This is a genomic window from Neisseria sp. (assembly GCF_030523955.1).
In the GTDB taxonomy this organism is placed as follows: domain Bacteria; phylum Pseudomonadota; class Gammaproteobacteria; order Burkholderiales; family Neisseriaceae; genus Neisseria.
The window spans coordinates 40,658-61,958 of sequence record NZ_JAUNHL010000007.1 but is presented as its reverse complement, the minus strand read 5'-3'; the positions used below and the strand labels follow the sequence as shown (position 1 = coordinate 61,958).

Annotated in this window: 17 protein-coding genes, 2 pseudogenes and 2 riboswitches; of the genes and pseudogenes, 4 read left to right on the top strand and 15 right to left on the bottom strand. The window is 50.5% G+C overall.

What is annotated here, in order from left to right:
* The 5 genes and pseudogenes from Q4C79_RS02740 to gcvT all read right to left on the bottom strand — a co-directional run.
* A pseudogene (locus Q4C79_RS02740) lies at positions 1-97 on the bottom strand (transposase); the annotation flags it as partial.
* Between the two features lie 258 nt (positions 98-355).
* Positions 356-608, bottom strand: a pseudogene (locus Q4C79_RS02735) (transposase); the annotation flags it as partial.
* A 94-nt stretch (positions 609-702) separates the two neighbouring features.
* Positions 703-1,179: a transcription elongation factor GreA gene (gene greA / locus Q4C79_RS02730; protein WP_303089498.1), complete on the bottom strand. Its 477-nt coding sequence runs from the start codon at positions 1,177-1,179 to the stop codon at positions 703-705.
* 406 nt (positions 1,180-1,585) lie between these two features.
* Positions 1,586-1,984 (bottom strand): glycine cleavage system protein GcvH, encoded by a 399-nt coding sequence (gcvH, locus tag Q4C79_RS02725; RefSeq protein WP_303089497.1) that lies wholly within the window; start codon positions 1,982-1,984, stop codon positions 1,586-1,588.
* A gap of 378 nt (positions 1,985-2,362) precedes the next feature.
* On the bottom strand, positions 2,363-3,463 hold the full coding sequence (gcvT, locus tag Q4C79_RS02720; RefSeq protein WP_303089496.1) for a glycine cleavage system aminomethyltransferase GcvT: 1,101 nt from the start codon (positions 3,461-3,463) through the stop codon (positions 2,363-2,365).
* A gap of 47 nt (positions 3,464-3,510) precedes the next feature.
* A riboswitch (glycine riboswitch) is annotated at positions 3,511-3,606 on the bottom strand.
* A gap of 63 nt (positions 3,607-3,669) precedes the next feature.
* Positions 3,670-3,755, bottom strand: a riboswitch (glycine riboswitch).
* A 279-nt stretch (positions 3,756-4,034) separates the two neighbouring features.
* On the opposite strand from gcvT, the gene Q4C79_RS02715 reads away from it, so the two are divergent.
* The 3 genes from Q4C79_RS02715 to Q4C79_RS02705 all read left to right on the top strand — a co-directional run bounded on the left by Q4C79_RS02715 (position 4,035) and on the right by Q4C79_RS02705 (position 6,197).
* Positions 4,035-4,517 carry an Lrp/AsnC family transcriptional regulator gene (locus Q4C79_RS02715; RefSeq protein WP_303089495.1) on the top strand — a complete coding sequence of 161 codons (483 nt, stop codon included), beginning with the start codon at positions 4,035-4,037 and terminating at the stop codon, positions 4,515-4,517.
* A gap of 85 nt (positions 4,518-4,602) precedes the next feature.
* The gene (locus tag Q4C79_RS02710) at positions 4,603-5,412 is read left to right on the top strand and encodes a molybdopterin-binding protein (RefSeq protein ID WP_303089500.1); all 810 of its coding nucleotides are present in this window, start codon (positions 4,603-4,605) and stop codon (positions 5,410-5,412) included.
* Between the two features lie 413 nt (positions 5,413-5,825).
* Positions 5,826-6,197, top strand: coding sequence for a hypothetical protein (locus tag Q4C79_RS02705; protein ID WP_303089494.1), 372 nt, complete (start codon positions 5,826-5,828; stop codon positions 6,195-6,197).
* Positions 6,198-6,276: 79 nt separating this feature from the next.
* On the opposite strand, the gene Q4C79_RS02700 is transcribed toward Q4C79_RS02705, so the two are convergent.
* The 10 genes from Q4C79_RS02700 to ccoN form a co-directional block, all read right to left on the bottom strand.
* Entirely contained in the window at positions 6,277-8,136 is a 1,860-nt protein-coding gene (locus Q4C79_RS02700; protein WP_303089493.1) for a transglycosylase SLT domain-containing protein, read from the bottom strand.
* A gap of 118 nt (positions 8,137-8,254) precedes the next feature.
* On the bottom strand, positions 8,255-9,718 hold the full coding sequence (locus tag Q4C79_RS02695; protein WP_303089492.1) for a TrkH family potassium uptake protein: 1,464 nt from the start codon (positions 9,716-9,718) through the stop codon (positions 8,255-8,257).
* A gap of 65 nt (positions 9,719-9,783) precedes the next feature.
* Positions 9,784-11,184 carry a Trk system potassium transporter TrkA gene (trkA, locus tag Q4C79_RS02690; RefSeq protein ID WP_303089491.1) on the bottom strand — a complete coding sequence of 467 codons (1,401 nt, stop codon included), beginning with the start codon at positions 11,182-11,184 and terminating at the stop codon, positions 9,784-9,786.
* 294 nt (positions 11,185-11,478) lie between these two features.
* Complete coding sequence (gene recD, locus Q4C79_RS02685) at positions 11,479-13,227, bottom strand: exodeoxyribonuclease V subunit alpha (RefSeq protein WP_303089490.1); 1,749 nt, start codon at positions 13,225-13,227, stop codon at positions 11,479-11,481.
* Positions 13,228-13,316: 89 nt separating this feature from the next.
* Positions 13,317-13,997, bottom strand: coding sequence for a lipoprotein-releasing ABC transporter ATP-binding protein LolD (gene lolD / locus Q4C79_RS02680; RefSeq protein WP_303089489.1), 681 nt, complete (start codon positions 13,995-13,997; stop codon positions 13,317-13,319).
* Positions 13,990-15,240 carry a lipoprotein-releasing ABC transporter permease subunit gene (locus Q4C79_RS02675; protein ID WP_303089488.1) on the bottom strand — a complete coding sequence of 417 codons (1,251 nt, stop codon included), beginning with the start codon at positions 15,238-15,240 and terminating at the stop codon, positions 13,990-13,992. The genes lolD and Q4C79_RS02675 overlap by 8 nt, the downstream gene beginning before the upstream one ends.
* 232 nt (positions 15,241-15,472) lie before the next feature.
* Complete coding sequence (gene ccoP, locus Q4C79_RS02670; RefSeq protein ID WP_303089487.1) at positions 15,473-16,891, bottom strand: cytochrome-c oxidase, cbb3-type subunit III; 1,419 nt, start codon at positions 16,889-16,891, stop codon at positions 15,473-15,475.
* A 43-nt stretch (positions 16,892-16,934) separates the two neighbouring features.
* Positions 16,935-17,084 (bottom strand): CcoQ/FixQ family Cbb3-type cytochrome c oxidase assembly chaperone, encoded by a 150-nt coding sequence (locus Q4C79_RS02665; protein ID WP_303089499.1) that lies wholly within the window; start codon positions 17,082-17,084, stop codon positions 16,935-16,937.
* Positions 17,085-17,088: 4 nt separating this feature from the next.
* A complete protein-coding gene (gene ccoO, locus Q4C79_RS02660) occupies positions 17,089-17,700 on the bottom strand; it encodes a cytochrome-c oxidase, cbb3-type subunit II (protein WP_303089486.1) in 612 nt (203 codons plus the stop codon).
* Between the two features lie 25 nt (positions 17,701-17,725).
* Entirely contained in the window at positions 17,726-19,162 is a 1,437-nt protein-coding gene (gene ccoN, locus Q4C79_RS02655; protein ID WP_303089485.1) for a cytochrome-c oxidase, cbb3-type subunit I, read from the bottom strand.
* A 324-nt stretch (positions 19,163-19,486) separates the two neighbouring features.
* Here ccoN and Q4C79_RS02650 point away from each other — a divergent pair, with 324 nt between their 5' ends.
* On the top strand, positions 19,487-21,244 hold the full coding sequence (locus Q4C79_RS02650; protein WP_303089484.1) for a M61 family metallopeptidase: 1,758 nt from the start codon (positions 19,487-19,489) through the stop codon (positions 21,242-21,244).
* The last annotated feature ends 57 nt before the right edge of the window (positions 21,245-21,301 follow it).

Sequence of the window (21,301 nt, the reverse complement as noted above, 5' to 3'; positions counted from 1 at the left end):
GCCAATTGCGGAAACGGCAGAGGGTGCTGTGATCAGGTAAGGCGACCTCATCAAACCCGCAGAAGAAGTAGAAATCCAGACGGGTAGAGACCTTTGCAACATTCTTTTCGATATCTGAAAACATTTGCGTCATGCTCGGGCTTGACCCGAGCATCTTTTTGTTTTGAAAGAAAAAGCAGATACTCGGGTCAAGCCCGAGTATGACGAGATATAGCAGATTAACTTAACTTTCGCTACGGCGTTGCTGCGCCTTGCCGTACTACTTGTACTGTCTGCTCCTTGCTGCCTTGTATCGAAAATTAAGTTAATCTGCTATATCAATCAATTCAGGATTAAAAAGTTTTTTGCAAAAGTCTCGGGTAGCCAGACAGCGTTCCAATTCCGGATCGGAAAGGCTGTGCCATTGGCCGAACAATACGGCTTTGAGCATGGGCAGTAGCGGATAGGCGGGGGGGACCGCGGTGGTCGCAGATGTAACGGGTCTTTTGTCGGTTGAGCAGTTGTTCGATGGGCTGCCAATCGAGTAGCCGGTTAATTTTGAGCAACGGATAGCTGTCGATATGTTTGCTCATCATGATTTGGGCTTGTTGGTGGAAGAAGCTGCTCATAAAAAAACTCCTCTGAATTCTTTAGGGGAATTCAGAGGAGTTTTTGGCTTTTTGCAAAGACCTCAGGCACTGTTGCTTTAATTTAAATGGTATGTTACAGATACTCCACATCCACCACTTCGTATTCACGCACGCCGCCCGGCGCCTGAACTTCCGCCACATCACCCTCTTCTTTGCCGATTAGGGCGCGGGCAATCGGCGAACCAATAGAAATCTTGTGGAATTTCAAATCCGCTTCGTCTTCGCCGACAATTTGGTAACGCACTTTCTCACCGCTATCCAAATCTTCCAGCACCACAGTCGCGCCGAATACAATCTTGCCTTCGGCATGGATTTCGCGTGGGTTGATAATGTGGGCAATCGACAGTTTGTGCTCCAACTCGGAAATACGGCCCTCAATAAAACCTTGTTTTTCTTTGGCCGCTTCGTACTCCGCATTTTCCGACAAATCGCCGTGTGAACGTGCTTCGGCAATTGCTTCGATAATGGCCGGGCGGGCCACGCTTTTCAGATGTTGCAACTCATCCTTCAACATCTCGGCTCCGCGCACTGTCAGCGGGATTTTTTGCATGATTCTTTTGTCTCCGTTACAGGATGAGCGGGCTACCCCGCTCTGCTCGATTCAATAAAAATACAAGCCGCCCTGCTGTTTGGCGGCTTGTATTGCTACATATTATTCAGAGCGATATTGTATCAAAACAAAACAAAATGGCAATGTTTTAAAATGATTTAACACAGGCCTGTCTGAAAATCAGCGGTATATCCGATTCTCCGCTTCAAGTTAAGTACCAAGGGAAACCGGGCTTGGCCAAAAGCGCTGATACTTTGCAAAGTATGCTTTCCGACTTGAAAAGCGCATTGCCAGTCAGTTCGGGCTTACCCGCTGTACCGCCCAAGTGTTTTGAATTGAGGTTTTGCAAAACTTCCAAGCTGTCGAAAAAGTAAAATCTTTCAGACAGCCTTTTCCTGCCGGTAAATTAACCGATTTCGGCAGCGTATTGCTCAGCGCTCAGCAAACCATCCAAATCGGCCGCATCGGCGGGTTTGATTTTAAAGAACCAGCCTGCGCAGTAAGGATCGCTGTTGGCGGTTTCGGGCGCACCGCTCAAATCTTCGTTAACCGCTACGATTTCTCCTGCAATCGGAGCATACACATCGGAAGCAGCTTTCACAGACTCCACCACACCCGCTTGCTCATCGGCAGCCAAGTTGGCACCTACTTCTGGCAACTCTACAAACACGATGTCGCCCAGCAACTCTTGCGCATGTTCGGTGATGCCCACGGTTACGGTGCCATCATCTTCCAAACGCAGCCACTCGTGGCTAGACACGTATTTCAGTTCGGCGGGGATATTGCTCATGGTTTGATTCTCCATTGGTTTGAAAAAGTTAAAAAAGCAGCCGTTATTTTTCGTACCGCTTCGGGGTTACATTATACCTGCCGCTCGGACAGTAACAGGCATCTTTGGTGCCGCAACCCGCACAAACGGGCATAAACGATACAGTGTGGGTCATAATATACGGCGTTTACCAGCTGTAAAAACCATCAATTTTTCTACTGTTTGCGCATCCGCTTCAGGCTGTCTGAAACATATTAGAACGCGGTTTGCTCATGCCTAAGGAAGAGAATGTTTACTGTTTCAACAACATCTTTAATTTAAAGGCCATTTGTAGGAATTGATAGCGTTGTTTAAAGCGTATGTTTTCAGACAGGCATTTAACCGAATAGCCTGTCTGAAAACATATTTGTGCGCTTATTCAAACTGCTGCTTGCCGTTGCGTACGAACGGCAGCTTCAACACGCGCACGTCCACTTCTTTGCCGCGCATCAGCACTTTGGCCGCTTCGCCGTTAAAGTCTTTCGGCACGCGGGCGATGGCGATGGACTGCTTGAGGCTGGGCGAGAACACGCCGCTGGTGGTGATGCCTTTGCCGTCGTCGGTAATCACTTCCATATGGTCGCGCAGCACGCCGCCTTTGGCGAGCAAGAGGCCGACCTGTTTATAGGCAACGCCTTTTTCTTTCAGGGCAACCAGTGCGGCTTTGCCGACGAAATCGCGGTTTTCGTCTTTCAAATCCACCGTCCAGCCCATGCCGGCTTCGAGCGGGCTGGTGTCGTCGTCCATATCGTTGCCGTAGAGGTTCATGCCCGCTTCCATGCGCAGGGTGTCGCGCGCACCGAGGCCGCAGGGCTGCACGCCGGCTTCGCGCAGGGCGGCGAAAAAGGCGTTGGCTTCGCTGCCCGGCAGAATCACTTCCACGCCTTCTTCGCCGGTGTAGCCGGTGCGGGCGACGAACCAGTCGTTGCCCAAATCGGCGCCTTGGAATACGGCAAGGCCGTTCACGGTTTGGGCCCATTCGGGCTTCACTTTCAACAGTTTTTCAACGGCTTTGGGGCCTTGCACGGCCAGCATGGCCAAGTCGTAGCGGGGGTTCAGTTTGATGCCGAACTCGGCGCCGATTTTGGCGAACTGGGCGGAATCTTTCTCGCGGGTGGCGCCGTTGGATACGATGCGGTATTGCGTTTCGGCTTCGTTGGTGCGGTAAACGATTAAGTCGTCGATGACGCCGCCGTTGTCGTTGAGCATGGCGGAATACAGCGCTTTGCCGACAAAACCGAGCTTGCTCACATCATTGGCAATCAGTTTGCGGAAAAAGGCTTTGGCTTGATCGCCGGTCACATCGGTTACCAGCATATGAGATACGTCGAACATGCCGGCGTCGGTACGCACGGCTTCGTGCTCTTGGATTTGCGAGCCGTAATGAATCGGCAATTCCCAACCGGCAAAATCGATTAATTTGCCGTTGGCGTCTTTATGGGCTTGATTAAAAGGGGTAGTTTTCGGGGCGGTCATTCTCGGTTCTCCATAGATATCAGGATGCGCTGCCTGCGGCTTGAACGCATTCCCTATCTGTCCTTGAACCTGAGATTTTCGACGGTATTATCGTCTTCTCCCCTTCGGTGGGCGCTGTGGCACCGCTCTCCAGATGTTGGCGGAAAACGATACGGCATAAAAAACGCCGCAGCATAACGACGGCTGATTTAAAGCTTTCCGGTTTTCCTGATTATCCAGTCCTTTTGCCTGAGCGATTTAAGGGCATCTGCGCCTTCGGCGGCCGTAGTCGGCACTCTCCTGAACGGGTGAATTATCGCGTGAAAGCCGAGCGCCGACAAGCCCGCCGCGATAAAATCTTAGCCAAACACCCTTTCCCAGCATTCTGACAACATACATTAAAGGCTACTGCCGATTAAGAACATATAATTTTAAAATATATTGTTTTTTAAACTATTGTGCGTTAATTAATTTTATCATATAGTCGAGATATCCTAATGGTATGCCCAATACCTCAGCATCGGCATACCGGATTCCGCGTTGCGGAAAAGTCTTAAAAATCAATACCCAATATAAACAAAGGATATGGACTATGGTACACGTGACTCTCGATAAAACCGATCTGAAAATATTGCAAGTGCTGCAAAGCAACGGCCGGCTAACCAATGTAGAGCTTTCCGAACGTGTCGCCCTGTCCCCTTCTCCCTGTCTGCGCCGCCTCAAACAACTGGAAGACGCGGGCATCATCCGCCAATATGCCGCCTTGCTCTCACCGGAAGCGGTGCAACTGGGGTTGCAAGCCTTTATTCGCGTTTCTATTAATAAAGCCAGCGAAGCGCGTAACGATTTTTCCCAAGCGGTACAAAATTGGCCGGAAGTTTTGAGCTGCTTCGCCCTCACCGGCGAAACCGATTATCTCCTGCACACCTTCTTTACTGATATGAACGCTTTCTCTCATTTCGTGCTCGACACCCTGCTCTCGCACCCCGGCGTACAAGATGCGCAATCGAGCTTTGTATTGAAAGAAATCAAAAACACCACCGCCCTGCCGCTGGCACACCTGCAAAACGATTAAGCAGCGCAACGGTTTTCATACATCAATGCCTGTCTGAAAAACAGCTTTTACTTTTTCAGACAGGCATCACACATCAAAGGCAAGCATCATGCAATTTAACCTGATCATCATCGGCGATGAAATCCTGCACGGCTCGCGGATAGACCAGCATTTCGCCTTTTTCAAATCCTTGCTGGAGGAGCACGGTTTCCAACTGGGCAGCGTACAATATCTGCCGGACGATCGCACGCTTTTAAGCAAACAGTTGCGCCGCAGTTTCGAAGACGGCCTGCCGACCTTCGTTACCGGCGGCATCGGCGCCACTCCCGACGACCACACCCGTCAGGCGGCTGCGCTGGCTCTGGATTTACCGATAGTCAACCATCCGCAAGCCGCCAAATATATTGAAGCGGTTACCCTCAGCCGCGAGCAGTCGCTAGACTCACCGGAGCACCGGCAACGGCTGAAAATGGCGGATTTTCCGCAAGGTGCCGATATTATAGAAAACGAATACAACACCATCGCCGGTTTCTCTATCCGCGAGCATTATTTCCTGCCCGGCTTTCCGGTAATGGCGCAACCGATGGCACGTTGGGTGTTGAACAAATATTACGCCAACCACTTCCACCAGCGGCAAAGCGGCCAGCGCTCGGTGCGCATTTATGATCTGGCGGAAGCGAAAATCGCGCCCTTAATGGAAGCAATCGAACAACAATTTCCCGGTGTTTTTACCTACAGCCTGCCCAGCGAGCGCCGGGTAGACGAACATGGCGAAGTAATTCCTTCGTTTATCGAATTCGGCATCAAAGCCGAAGGCGAGGCTTGCGGCCAACTGGATACAGCTTGGCAAATGGCACTGGAGCGCCTGAATACCTTAGGCGGCCGCTTACAGGAGCAAGCCGGCGCTTATGCCTGATTGATTGTGCTAGGGTTTGTTGATGCCCGGCTCAAGCCGGGTATTTTATCGGCCGTCATGTTCACTTTTTCATCACCCCGATTCTTCTTTTCATGGGAACAGAAATGTGTTCTTGCACAATTGCAAGAAAAAGTAATCAAAAAACGTGAAATGCTCCCATCGTGTAAAAAGAAGTAGTTCTGCTTGTTCCGTTCCACCCGCTTTCGTTACCATGGCCTTGCATCTGTTCGGACATTGCGAACACAAAACACCTGTAAAGCGGTCGACAGCCGCTGCCCAGACCGGTTTATCCAAGTATAGTGGCTTAAATTCAGAATAGTACCGCGTTGCCTCACCTTGCCGTACTAGCTGTACTGTCTTCGGCTCGGCGCCTTGTCCTATTCTGAATTTAAGCCACTATAAGTAAAGGTTGTATGATGAAGAAAAAAACACGCGCCATTGCCCTTACCGGCATTCTGGCCTTGCTTTCCACCAGCGCCATGGCCGCCCTGCCCGGTGCGATTTTCCACCCGCGCGGCGCCGACGTAATTCAAGCCCACCGGCAAGCCGATGATGGTTTTGCCGCCGAATTCCGGCTGCGTCATCACAATTTTGGCAAATTATTGCAACAAATCCACCAACATGCCGAAAGCCAAGGCTTCAATGTGACCACTTCCGACGTCCGCCCGCATTCGGTTGAGCTGACTTTCCAGCGCGACCAACAAGAATTGGGGATCTCACTCATCCAAAAAGATTACGGCATCATCGCTTATAAAGCGGATTTAGCGCCATTGGAAACAGCATAAATTTGATACGCAAAATGCCTGTCTGAAAAAGTTTTCAGACAGGCATTTTGCGTATCCATCCATAACCATAAAACAAAGATTAACGACCCGGTACCGTACCGATGCGTTTTTTCAGCGACACATTCGGTTCGTTAAACAAACTGGCGTAATAGGTGGCGTTGGCCATCACTTTTTTCACATAATCACGCGTTTCGTTGAACGGAATGGTTTCGGCATAAATGGCCGCTTCCATCGGTGCGCTGCCCTGCCATTGACGGGCGCGGCTGGGGCCTGCATTGTAGCCGGCGGAAGCCAATACTTCGCTGTTGCCCAAACGGGCTTTGGTATCGGCCATATACCAAGTTCCCATGCGGATGTTGCCTTCGGTGGTATACAGCTCGCTTTGGCTCATACCGATTTTACCGGCGATATGCTGCGCAGTAGCCGGCATCACCTGCATCAGGCCGTGGGCGCCGACGCTGGAGCGCGCGCCCATCATAAAGCGGCTTTCCTGCCGGATCAGGCCATACACCCAAGCCGGATCGATACCTACCTGCTTTGCATACGCAGTGGTGAGGTCTTTAAACGGCGAAATATAGCGCAATTGGTAGTTCAACTTCTGATTGGTGCTGTCGGCGGTATTAATCGCCATTTCGTAAAACTGGTTATTGAATGCCAACTGTGCGGCGGTGAGTAAGTCGTCTTCACCAAATCCGCGGATAGCATAACGCCATTCCGCCTGCGCCTGCCGGCGCATGTTCCAATCGTCGGCATTTTGGCTGGCGCGGAACAAGTTGAGCGCGCGTTCGATGGCGCCGTCTTTTGCCATCCGGTTGATCGCACTGCTGCCTGCTTCGGAAACATTATTGCGGGTATTGACGCTGCGGCCCAACTCTTCGCCGGCCAACAACGCATAAAAGTTACGTCCGCTGTCTGCCGCCTGTTCGTATAAGCGTTTGGCTTCGCTTTGATTTCCCTGCGCCGCCATGCTGCGCCCCAGCCAATAGAGCCAAGTCGGATCTTTCTGCTGTTTATCGTTCATGCTGCGGATAATATCGGCAAGCTCGTTCCAACGCTGCAAACGCAATGCGGAACGCGCATACCAGTCAAACTGGTCGGCAGAGAGCTGTTTGCGGTCGGCACGGTTGTAATACGATAAGGCAGCGCCGAAGTTCTGGCTCTTGGCCTGTGCATAGCCCAATACGCCCCAGGCAAAACCGGTTTGTTCGCGACTGAGCGAGCCGGATAGGTTTTCCAGCGTAACGGCAGCGGCCGGGCTCTTTTGCGCAGACGAGCCGATAATATTCATCAACAAGGCTTCCTGCGCACCCTGCCCGCCGGCACTGCCGTCGAGCGGGCTGCCTAATGCGGCAGCCAGATTGCGGGCATCGGTTAACTGGTTATTGCTGATCAGCCCACGGACACGGCGCCAAGCATCCGCCTGTTTTAAATCGCCGCGGCGCGCCGCTTCTTCCAGCAAACGGTTGCAACCGGGCGCCTGCCGGCCCAATTCGCGCACCACTTCGGCGGCAAGCTCGCTCTTTTTACCCTGCTGGCTCAGCATTTGATACTCGCCATAACAACGCACCTCCTGTGACCGGCCGGCCGCATCGAGTTTGGCGTATTGCTGTTGAAATAAATCCCAACGGTTGCGGTTGCCCAAGCTTTTCAGCCATTCGTTGCGCACGGCCTCTCCCATGGCGCTGTCGGATTGGCGGCTGAGAAACTGTGCCGGCAGATAATCGTCGCCCTGCTTGGCCGCAGTGAGCGTGCTTTGGAAAACCGCATAATCCGCCGCGGTTTGGCTGGGTGATTCGCTGGTACGGGTTTTCAGCTGATGGCCGGAAGACTGCTCTTTGCCATTAATCGGTTCGACCACTTGCTCAGGTGAAGAACAGGCGGCCAGCATAGCAACGGCGGTAGCGAGCAAGCTATATTTAAACTTATGTGTTGAAGTCATAGATTATGGATTCCGTTTAGAGTGTGTTTGTTTAAAGTGAATAATAACAGTGTTTGGTGTGTTTGTAGGCAAACTCAGTTAAGCGGTCTTTATATTTTCAGACAGGCATTTCCTATCTTTATTTTTTCCAGTAGGCCGGTGTCAACAGTACGAAAACGGTGAAGATTTCTAAGCGTCCCAGCAACATCACTGCGGTACACAACCATTTTTGCAAAGCGTTCAATTCGGCATAATTATGTACCGGCCCGACCAAGCCCAAACCGGGCCCTGCATTGGTGATACAGGAAACGGTTGCCGTAAACGCCGAAATGAAATCCATGCCGGTGGCCATAAAGACAAAGCTGAAGGTGACTACCGTCATGAAATACACAAAAATAAACGCCATCACCGACATCGCAATGTGTTCGCCTATGGTGGTTTTATTCACTTTTACCGTACGCACCGCATTCGGGTGCAACAGCAGCAAGGCTTCGCGCAGACTAAACTTGGCCAGCGCGATCGCACGTGCCATTTTGATGCCGCCGCCCATCGAGCCGGTATTGGCCAAAATATTACTGAGGAAAAACATCCACAAAGAAATCAGCAACGGCCAGGTATTGAAATCGGTATTGGCGAAACCACCGGCCAAACCGACCGAGATAAAGTTGAAGCCGACATAACGGAACGACTCTTGCCAAGTCGCATAAAAACCGGTCATCCACATGTATAAACTGCACGCCATAATGCTGCCGAACAACACCACCAACATGATTCTGGCTTCTTCATGACGCCAATAGGCCCGCACGGAGCGTTCGCGCAATGCGGCAAAATGGCAGGTAAAATTCAGTCCGCCCAATACGGTAGCCACCATAATGACACCTTCGACCGCTTTAGACTGGAAATAGCCTATGCTGTCGTCGTGGGTAGAAAAACCGCCGAGCGAAAAAGTGGACATGCCGTGACAAATCGCATCGAACCAAGTCATCCCGCAGATTTTCAATGCGATACAGGTTAAAACGGTAAAAAACAGATACACCAGCCACAACTGTTTGGCGGTTTGCGAAATGCGTGGCGCCATTTTGCTGTCTTTATCGATACCGGGAATTTCCGCTTTAAACAGCTGGGTTCCCCCTACACCCAACATCGGCAAAATCGCCACCGCCAGCACGATAATCCCCATGCCGCCGAGCCAGTTCATCATATGCCGCCAGAAATTGAGAGAGGGCGCCAAAGTATCCAGGCTGGAAATCACGGTAGCCCCGGTGGTGGTCAGCCCGCTCATGGCTTCGAAAAACGCATCGGTATAGCTCATATGCGGGAAATACAGGTAAAAAGGCATCGCCGAAATCGAGGCAAAACCTACCCATAATAAAAACACCAGCGTAAAACCGTCGCGCGGGCGCAATTCGCGCTGGAAACGGCGGGTGGCCAACCACACCAACCCGGAGCCCAGCAAAGTTGCAGCGGCGGTCTGGCTGAAAGCGGCGAGGGCATCATCCATATAGGCATAGGACACCAGCGTCGGTATCAGCAGCACCATGGCATACAGAAAGCCGAGTTTGGAGAGCACATGGATAACGGAGAGGATTTTTGATCGGTTCATATTCGATTCGTTATGACGGCCAAGCTTTCGGGAAATATACCCGCATCTGCGGGCTTTAGATTCGCTTAACCGAAAAAGCCTAATTTCACTTCAATCAGTTTTTCCAGTTCCGGCAATACGCGCCGGCGCGAAACGAAGAAGATAATGTGATCGCCCTCAGCCAGTACCACATCTTCCTTGTGCCCCATAATCACTTCGTCGCCGCGCACCAATGCCGAGAAATGGCAACCTGCCGGCCATTTGATTTCCGATGCTTTGCGCCCGACCAAGGGCGAAGTTTGCGGCGTACCGTGCACCACCACTTCAATCGCTTCGGCGGTACCCCGCCGCAGAGGATGAACAGCCACCACATCGCCGCGCCGGATATGCGCTAAAATCGAGCCGATGGTCACAAGATGGGGCGACACCACGATATCGATTTTATTGCCTTCTAACAAATCTACATAACTGCTGCGGTTCACAATCGAAACCACTCGTTTGGCACCGAGGTTTTTAGCCAGCAGGCTCGCCATAATGTTGTTTTCATCATCATTGGTCACCGCGCAAAACACATCGATTTCATCAATGTATTCACGGTCGAGCAAATCTTCATCAGTAGCGGAACCTTGCAACACCAAGGCTTTATCCAGATTTTCAGACAGCCATTCGGCGCGCTTTTGGTTATATTCAATTAATTTTACGGCATGCGAATGTTCCAGATGCTTGGCCAGCCGGTATCCGATATTGCCGCCGCCGGCAATCATAATGCGCCGGCCGCTCTGCTCGGGCGGGCGCAATTCGCGCATAATGGTTTTCACGTTGGCCGCTGCGGCCACAAAGAATACTTCGTCACCTTCGATAATCACGGTTTGCGCAGTCGGCACAATCAAGCGGTTGTTGCGGTAAATCGCACTGATTTGGCAATCGACGCCGTCGGGCAAATGGCTGTTGATCTGCGAAATTTCGCGGTCCACCAACAAACCGCCTTTAAGTGCCTGTACGATAACCATTTTGGCTTTTTCGTCTGCAAATTTCAGTACTTGCAATACGTTGGGATAGCTAAGCAGCCCCCATAAACGCTCGGTTACCAACTGCTCGGGGCTGATAGATTCGGTGATATTGAACAAATCGAGGCTGCTTTCCCATTCTCCGCTCTCGGGTTTGAACTCCAGATAGTCGGTCGCGCGCACACGGGCGATGCGGTTGGGAATATTGAATAACTCGGCCGCCATTTTACAGGCCACCATATTCGTTTCGTCGCTGCGGGTAAGTGCCAGCAGCATATCGCAATCTATCGCGCCCGCACGCTCCAAAACGGCAGGCGAAGAGCCGTTGCCCACCATCGTGCGCACATCCAGTTTGCTGCCGATGTTGCGCAAGGCATGTTCGTCTATATCAATAATGGTTACGTCGTTGTTCGACATGCTGGCCAAATTATGCGCAATGGTCGAACCGACCTGGCCGCTGCCCAAAATCAGGATTTTCACGGAAACCGCCGCGTATTCGTTAAAAAGTAAAAGATGGACGCTATTGTACGGCGTATTGCGTGCGCTGGATACTACAGCCGTTTATTTCAGACAGGCATTCGGTTTCTGCCGCCCCCTAACATGACCGCACCATTCGAAAAGAACATTAAGATTTTCCGCATCGTTACGATAATTTGATTACAAATAAAAAAATAAATAACCAATGCCTGTCTGAAAAACTTATCCATAAAACACAAGATAGATTTTTCAGACAGGCATTGGCAAAGCAGAGCTTTCCAACCATGCAGGCTAAAGTTAACCAAGCCTACGGTTTGCTGTTTCTTCCGCAATCCGCTCCCGCAAAGCGGTGCGCCGCGATTCATTCGAGCGTATTGCCGATTCCAATGCTATGCGGCTGCCGCAAAAAGCAAACTGTTCGCGGGCCCGAGTCACTGCGGTATACAGCAAAGAGCGGTTTAACAAGTGATGACTTTGCTGCACGTCCGTAGGCGGCAACAGCCACACTTTGCGGTATTCCGAGCCTTGGCTTTTGTGTACGGTCATGGCAAACGCGGTTTCATGCTCGGGCAGGCGACTTAACGGCAAACGACGCCAGCCGCCGGCATCCGGAAAATAAGCCGCCAGCTTGGTTTGGCCGCCATCCTCTTCGCCATCCGGCATTACCACACCGATATCGCCGTTGAATACGCCTAATTCATAATCGTTGCGTATCACCATAATCGTTTGCCCGGCAAACCACAAGGCCTGTTCTCCTGCCAAACCGGCATGCTGCAATTGGCGGCGATAAGCACGGTTAAAAGCCTCCGCATCCTCCCGGCGCGCCGTCAATACGACTACATCTGTCTGATGGCAGAACACCGCCTGCAAATCCTGCGCCGTCACTGCCTGCCAATAATTCTGTTGCAAAGCATAAAAACGCTCAGCTAACTGAGCCTGCGTTTCCTGATAGAACAACAACTCCTGCGGAAAGCGACCAAACGCCTGCCACGCCTCTTGCGCTTCTCCCGCAACAATACTGCGGGCCAAACAACCGATGCCGCTGTCATCCCCGAAACGGTGGCTATAAGTGAGACGATAGCTATTGGCGGCCAAAGGTTGGACTGCCTCTGCTACCTTCAAGCCGTGGCCGGGCAACAGATAGTCCAACTCCTCGGCCTGTTGCGGTGTTAATACGGTGGGTTGCACCAATTCGGCCAACACTGCTCCCGCTCCCACCGAAGGCAACTGGTTTTCATCTCCCAGCAGTATCACCCTGCATCCAGTAGGTACCGCACGCAGAATATCCAGCATCAGCGCAGTATCCAACATCGAAGCTTCGTCTATCAGCAAAACATCCAACGGCAACGGGTTCTCTTGATTAAAAAGCGGCCGCATCATCGGTGGGCGCAGCTTCAACAACCGGTGTACCGTCTGTCCTTCCAAATGATGCAGATGCCGCCTAACTGTTTCGCTAACAGTAAAGTTACCCAGCGCCTGCTGCAAAGCACGCGACATATGTGCCGCTGCCTTGCCGGTAGGTGCTGCTAACGCAATGCGCGGCATTTCGACAATATTTTCACACAACAATGCCAACAGTTTCGCTACGGTAGTGGTCTTGCCCGTTCCCGGGCCGCCGCTGATTAACATAAACGGTTGCAGCATGGCCAGCGCAGCGGCGGTTTTCTGCCCGCCGCTGCCTTCGCCGACAAACCATTCGTTCAAACGGCTGCTTACCGTCAACCAATCCACCGCCGCCACATCAGTATCGGCCAAACGGCAGATTTCACGCGCCAAATCACGCTCAAGCTGCCAAATACGGCCGAGAAACAGTTTGTCTTGCACCAATTGCAAAGGCGTGTCGCCCTGCGTACCCACTATGGGGGTTGCGCGCAATAAGCTCTGGCACTCGGCCGCCGTTAACCGGATAAAAGTATGCCCTTCCGATAACGCCTGAAACAGTCGCATCAAAAAGGGCCTTACGATTTCCGCACCGTGCGGTGAGATGCGTTCGAATAAGGAGGCCACAGCTTCGGCCGCGGCTTGGTCAATATCGATGTCCATCATAAAAAGATGAAAACGCTAGTTAAAGAAAACAATGTTATCCGACAATATTAAAAATGTTTCCGGCTGCTTATCCGAGCCAAATAAATACCTTAACGATCACGAAGGCTACCGTCTTCCATCAGCATCACCCGATCGAAGCGGTCGGCCAGCTCGTCATCATGGGTAACCACCACCAGGCTCGTACCCAATTCGTTTTTCAGATCAAGCATCATCGCCAAAATATTTTGCGCATTTTTACGGTCAAGATTACCGGTTGGCTCGTCAGCCAATAAACATTTTGGATTATTAACCAAAGCGCGGGCAATAGCCGCCCGCTGACGCTCACCGCCCGAAAGTTCGCTGGGCCGGTGCAGCATGCGCTGTTTCAATCCTACTTTCTCCAGCATCTCTGCTGCGGCAGTCTCTGCTTCGGCTTTGCTTTTCTTACCAATTAATAAAGGCATCATCACATTTTCCAGCGCGGAGAATTCCAACAACAAATGGTGAAACTGATAAACGAAACCCAGATAAAGATTACGCAAATCACCCAACTGCTTTTGCCCCAGTTCACCTAAATTCTGCCCCATCAGGCTAACCGTTCCCTCGGTGGGCTGGTCCAAACCGCCCAAAATATGCAACAGAGTCGATTTACCACTGCCGGAGGCGCCGATAATACTCACGCTCTGCCCGGCAGCCACTTGTAGGTTTAACGCTTTCAATACCTGCACGTTCAGGGCGCCTTCATCATAACTTTTGCTGACGCCACGGCAGTCCAATACCCACTCACTCATAACGCAAAGCCTCCGCCGGTTGGATTTTCGACGCACGCCAACTCGGATAGAGCGTCGCAATAAAAGACAAAAACAAAGAAATAGCCGCAATAATCAAAACGTCTTCTATCTTGACATCGCTCGGCAATTGATCGAGAAACATCACTTGTGATTGCACCAAGCTCACACCCAGCAGATTTTCAAAAAAAGCGACAATTCCGCCGACATTGATACCGACAACAACTCCGATAACCATTCCGAGCACCGTACCGAAAAAACCGGCCACAGCACCTTGCACCATAAAGATTTTCATCACACTACCCGGCGCCATGCCTATGGTACGCAAAATCGCAATATCCGCCTGTTTCTCGGTTACCGCCATGACTAACGAAGCCACTAGGTTAAACACCGCTACGGCAATAATCAGCATCAGGATGATGGACATCATGCGCCTTTCCAACTCAACCGCTTGGAAATAAGTACGGTTTTCGAAAGTCCAATCGCGCACCCACATGGTTTTCAACTGTTCCGGATTCAACAGACCACTAGTAAATGACAGCGCTTGCTGCGGATGAGCCAGTTTCAGGCGGATACCGGTTACTCCCTCCCCCAAACGGTAAAACGTTTGCGCATCTTTAATGTGCGTAAGTGCCAAAGTGTTATCCGTTTCGAATAATCCTGTTTTTACAATACCGACTACGCGAAACTGCTTTAGGCGCGGCACCACACCGGCTGGCGTTACATTCCCTTCCGGCGCAATAACGGTTACCTTACCGCCTATCACTACCCCCAAGGAATCCGCCACCCCGGCTCCTAAGATAATATCAAAATCATCTGCTTTTAAATCATCAAAACTGCCGCTGGGCATATCTTTCCAATAATCGACTACTTTCTTTTCTTCAGCCGGATCAATACCACGTAGTTTCACGCCACGCACTTGCCCCGTATTCGCGAGTAAAGCTTGCCCCTCTACATAAGGGGCATCGGCCAACACTTCCGGATTACCGGCAACCACTTTACGCAATTGCTGCCACTGTTCCCTGCCGCCCTGGTCTTGAAAACCGATTTCTGCATGCGGTGAAGCACTTAGCATCTGCCCGCGAATTTCTTTTTGAAATCCGTTCATAACGGAAAGCACAACAATTAATGCGGTAACGCCCAAGGCAATGCCGATTATCGATATCAGCGTAATGAACGACATAAAGCCGTTACGCTTTTTCGCCCGCAAATAGCGCAGGCCTATCCATGTTTCTAAGGAAGCCATTTTACCTTTTCAGACAGGCATTTCGCCTGCCATCTTGTTTTCTGAGCAAAACCCGCATTCTACCGCAAAACAGGTTAATTCGTTTTAAGAAGAAGCTTATAAGAGGGGTAAGCCGTAAAATAACTGCCGGAAAACTTGAGCCAAATGATCAATAAAACCGCTTGGTTGAAATACTCTGCAAACAGAGTTACTCATCCAAGCGGCTATGAAAACAACTTATATTCAGTGTGGTTTAACCGGCAACCTTCACTTCTACGCGACGGCCTTCTGCATTATTACCTTGGGCACCGGTAGTACTCTCCGGCTTCCTCAATTCGATATTGGCAGCTTTCACACCTTGTTTTTCAAAGAAAGCCTGCACTGCTTGCGCACGTTTTTTGGAAAGTTCGGCATTAGCAGCTGCATTACCGGTACTGTCGGTATATCCACTGATAACTAATTTTTTGCCTTCTTTGCCGGCTGCAATCACATCACCTACTACAGATGCCGCATTGACAGCTACATCGCTTTTACCGGTTGCGAAGAAGAAAGTAGCAACTTGAGTGCCTGCTTGGGTATCGTAAGTTACATCAGCTTTGTCCTCAGCAGGTGCGGCAGCCGGTGCAGAAGCAGCAGATGCCGATACAGCCGCAGGTTCAGAAGCAGCTGAAGCAGCAGGTGCAGCTTTCGCAGCGGCCGCGGCTTTAGCGCCCAAAGCATTAGTGCTATCAGTCGGCAAAGCTTTACCATCCGGATGAGACAAACCCCAAACATAAGCAGTCAGCAGATGTACTTTATCGTTACCTAAGAAGTTCTGCCAAGCAGGCATCTGGTTATGATGACCGTTGGTAATAGTATCGATAATGGCTTTTTGCGAACCGCCCCATAACCATACGTCATCAGTCAGATTTGGGCCCGTACCTTGAACGCCCTGCCCCTTATCACCGTGGCAGGTATAACAGTTGGCAGGCGGATTATGGAATACGGCAGCACCACGCTCAGCACGTACAGGATCGTACTGTTCCTCGGGCTTAGACAAAGACAATACATAGTTGGCTACGTCTTTCACACGCTCTTCACCCAAAGTTGGCCCCCAAGCCGCCATCACGCCTACACGGCCTTTGGAAATGGTTTCGCTGATTTTCTCAGGCGTACCGCCCCATAACCAATCGGTATCGGTCAGGTTGGGAAAGCCTTTGGAACCTTTGGCATCAGAGCCGTGGCACTGAATACAGTAGGTATTGAATAAGTTTTGACCAATACGCTGAGCTTGCGGGTCTTTTGCCAACTGTTCAACCGGCATTTTGGCAAATTTAGCGTATAACTCTCCATATTGTTTGTTGGCCGCTTCGACTTCTTTTTCATATTGATTCTTGCTGGTCCAACCGGCAAAGCCCTTGAAATCCCCCAAACCCGGATAAACCAGCAGATAAACCACACCGACCACCATGGTTACAATAAACATATAAAACCACCAGCGCGGCAGAGGGTTGTTATATTCCTCGATACCATCCCAAGAGTGACCCATGGTCTTAACCTCTTCACCTTTGGGTGGCGCTTTCACCTTATTTTGAGACAACAGCAACCAAGCTAAGCCGATAAAACTCAATACCACGATGGCAATGATGTAATAGCTCCAGAAGCTGCTGGTAAATTGTGAAGTTGAATTCATTCTTTCGCTCCGTTGTCACGGGAATAATAGGGCTACGCATTTTTTAATTAGGGGTGTCTTCGTCATCCATGATACTTTTGGCAGCATCATCGTAATTCTTTTTGTTACGCTTACGTGTAACCACATAAAGAACCAATATAAAACTGACAAACACCCATACGGTAAATAAACTGCGCGCCCAATTAAGATCCATCATGTTACCTTGTATTTTTCAGTGTAGTGCCCAAGCCTTGCAGATAGGCAATCACCGCATCCAATTCAGATTTGTTAGCCAGCAATTCAGGAGCCGCTTTAAAATCTTCTTCCGTATAAGGAACGCCGGTAGTACGCAACGCTCGCATATTACGCGTCACCACTTCAGGATCTAGACGGTTACGCGCCAGCCACGGGAATGCAGGCATATTGGATTCAGGTACAACGTCACGCGGATTTAACAGGTGAATACGATGCCATTCGTCGGAATAGCGGCCGCCTACGCGCGCCAAATCCGGGCCGGTACGTTTGGAGCCCCATTGGAAGGGATGGTCGTAAACCGACTCACCACCTACCGAATAATGGCCGTAACGCTCGGTTTCCGCACGGAACGGACGAATCATTTGCGAGTGGCAGTTATAACAGCCTTCGCGGATATAAACATCACGTCCGGCCACTTGCAGCGCATTGTAGGGCTTCAGACCCGGAATCGGCTCAGTAACCGATTTTGTAAAGAACAAAGGTACAACTTCAATCAGCAAACCCACGCTAATCACCAAGAAGGTAAATACGATTAGGAAGCCGACTTTCTCTTCTACTAATGGTTGTAATTTCATTTTAACAGCCTATTCTCTGCATTTATCAGTGGTGTTCGCTTTGGGCTACTACCGGTATAGCTGCATCAACCGGTTTTCCTGCCATAACAGTACGGTAAACGTTGTAGGCCATGACAAACATGCCGCTCAAGTACAATAAACCGCCTACAAAACGGATAACATAAAAAGGCATGCTCTGTTTAACCGACTCAACAAAAGAATAAGTCAAAGTACCGTCAGTATTCAACTGACCCCACATCAGGCCTTGCATTACACCGGAAATCCACATAGAGCTGATGTAAAGCACGATGCCCACAGTGGCTACCCAAAAGTGCAGTTCAACCAATTTGGTGCTGTACATGCCTTTGGTACCGAACAGACGCGGAATCAAATAATACAAAGAGCCGATGGTAATAAATCCTACCCAACCCAAAGCACCGGAGTGTACATGTCCGACAGTCCAGTCGGTGTAGTGGCTCAATGCGTTAACGGTTTTAATAGACATCATCGGGCCTTCAAAGGTAGACATACCGTAGAAGGAGAGTGAGACCACCAAGAATTTCAATACCGGGTCAGTGCGCAGCTTATGCCATGCGCCGGAAAGCGTCATGATGCCGTTAATCATACCGCCCCAAGAGGGTGCAAACAGAATCAATGACAACACCATGCCCAAAGATTGGGTCCAATCAGGCAATGCAGTGTAGTGCAAATGGTGAGGGCCTGCCCACATATAGGTGAAAATCAGCGCCCAAAAGTGAACCACCGACAAGCGGTAAGAATAAACCGGGCGGCCGGCTTGCTTCGGTACAAAGTAATACATCATGCCCAAGAAAGCAGCAGTTAAGAAGAAACCTACCGCATTGTGGCCATACCACCATTGCACCATCGCATCGATGGCACCCGAGTAAATCGGATAAGACCAGAACAAACCTGACGGCACAGCCAGATTATTAACAATGTGCAGCAACGCCACGGCCAGAATAAATGATCCGTAGAACCAGTTGGCTACATAGATATGCTTAATTTTGCGCTTGGCGATGGTGCCGAAGAATACAATAGCATAAGCAATCCACACCACGGCAATCAGAATATCTACCGGCCAAGGCAACTCAGCATATTCCTTACCTTGTGTATAACCCAAAGGCAACAAAATAGCCGCGCAAACGATAACCAGCTGCCACCCCCAGAAAGTAAAGGCCGGCAGGAAGTTGCCACCGAACAGGCGGGTATTACAAGTACGCTGTACTACATAATATGAAGTAGCGAACAGGCCGCAGCCACCGAAAGCGAAAATCACCGCGTTGGTGTGCAAAGGACGGATACGGCCGAAGTGAAACCACGGACCGATGTTTGACAGGTCGAGTGCGGGCGCAAACAGCTGAGCGGCGGCAATAACACCGACCAGCATACCCACAATACCCCAAACTACAGTCATGATGGCAAATTGGCGCACCACCTTGTAGTTATAAGTTTGCGTTTCCATGAAGATTCTCCATTAACATGGCAATTAACATCTGACGGGAAGCTTTTCCGCACGCTACAGACGGCTGAAGCAAGTACCCGATTTTTCTTAATTTAACACCGTTTTCCTAAGACACTGCTAAAGCAGGCGGAAGTTTAACTGGGGCATTTTAAATCAAAACAGGCTGCACACCAAGACAAATCGGCATAAAACCGCAATTTTATTCCGTCAATTAAGTTGCCTTTCTGTTGATTTTGTAAGAGTATAGATTTTGAATTGTGTTTTATTTGACGAATGTCAAACAGCCCCAAAATCACAAACAAATCTTAACAAACAGGCCGTTTTATGTTGCATTACATCCTACAACCCCATCCTTCCAGCCATCAGTGGCAAATAGAGTTGACTTTTGAGCAACCCGCCGATATTCCAACCAAATTATCTTTGGCCAACTGGGTGCCCGGCAGTTATATGATTCGCGATTTCGCCCGCCATATCATCAGTATCGAAGCAGAATGCAACGGCCAATCCGAACCATTGGAGCAAATCAATAAAAACACTTGGCACACCACACCAAGGGCCGGCAGATGGTATATCCGTTACACCGTTTATGCCTATGATTTATCCGTACGCGGCTCGTTTCTTAGCAATGAGCGTGCTTTTTTCGACGGCGCCTGCCTGTTTCTCAAGGTAGCAGGCCTGTCTGAACAAGAACACCGCATCAGCCTGCACAATTTACCCGCCGGCTGGCAGATTGCCACCACCCTCCCCCGTTTTTCGGAGTCAGATAACGAATTTAGTGCGCCATCTTATGCCGATTTAATCGACCACCCGGTAGAAATGGGGCAATTGGAAATCCTCTCTTTTCAGACCAACGGCATTTCGCACCGCATCGCCCTTTCCGGCCACTATCCTGATTTCGACCGCGAACGCCTATTGCGAGACGTCTGCCAAATCTGCGAAACCGCTTTGCAGATGTTTCCCTCTCCCGCGCCCTTTTCCGAATACCTGTTTATGCTGTTTCTCGGCGATCATGTATACGGAGGCCTCGAGCATATCAGCAGCACCGCACTCATGGCCGACCGCCACAGCCTGCCTGCACGCAATATGAAAACGGCCGATGACGCCTATACCGAGCTACTGGGTTTGTTTGCGCACGAGTACTTCCACGCTTGGAACGTGAAATCCATCAAACCCGCCGCCTTCCAGCCTTATCATTTAGACCACGAAAGCCATACTGAGTTGCTGTGGGCATTCGAAGGCATCACTTCTTATTACGACGATTTATTACTGGCAAGAAGCGGCGTGATCAGCCAAGAGGCCTATCTGAAACTCTTGGCCAACAACATTACCCGCGTACAACAAGGCGGCGGCCGGTTGAAACAAACACTGACACAATCCAGTTTCAATGCTTGGACCAAGTATTACAAACAAGACGAAAACAGCCCCAACGCCATCGTCAGCTATTACCAAAAAGGCGCGCTGGCCGCCTTATGCTTGGATCTAACCATCCGCCAACAAAGCCAACAGCAACACAGCCTCGACAGTGTAATGCGGGCGCTGTATCAAGACTGGTTGCAAAACGGTAAAGGTTTAAACGAAAACGAATGGCAGCGTCGTGCCGAAGAAATTACCGGCTTGAATTTAGACGGCTTTTTCCAAGAAGCCATCTTCAGCACCCGTGATCTACCCTTAAATGCCTGTCTGAAAACCGCCGGTATCGACCTGCGTTGGCTGCCCGCCAATCGCTCAAGCGGCGGCAACGTAGTAGCAGAATTTCCAGCCGAAAACAGCGTTAGCGATTTTGGTGCACGCTTCAAACAAAACGGCGACAGCATCACCCTCACCCATGTATTTAACCACGGCAGCGCCGAGCAAGCCGGCTTGGCCGCACAAGACCGCATCATCGCGCTCAACGGCTTTCAATGCAGCGATTTCAACCAACTCTGGCAAAAGCTCTCCATCGGCGATACGGTCAGCCTGCATTATTTCCGCCACGGCTATTTGCTGCAAACCGAGCTAACCGTACAAGCCGCCGCCGCAGATACAGCCTATCTGAAAATCGAAGATCAGGATTTATTGTCCGTTTGGTTGCAAAACCAATAAAACCTTTTTTCAGACAGGCATTGCCGCTGATTTTTAACTACCTAACACTTGCAAAAG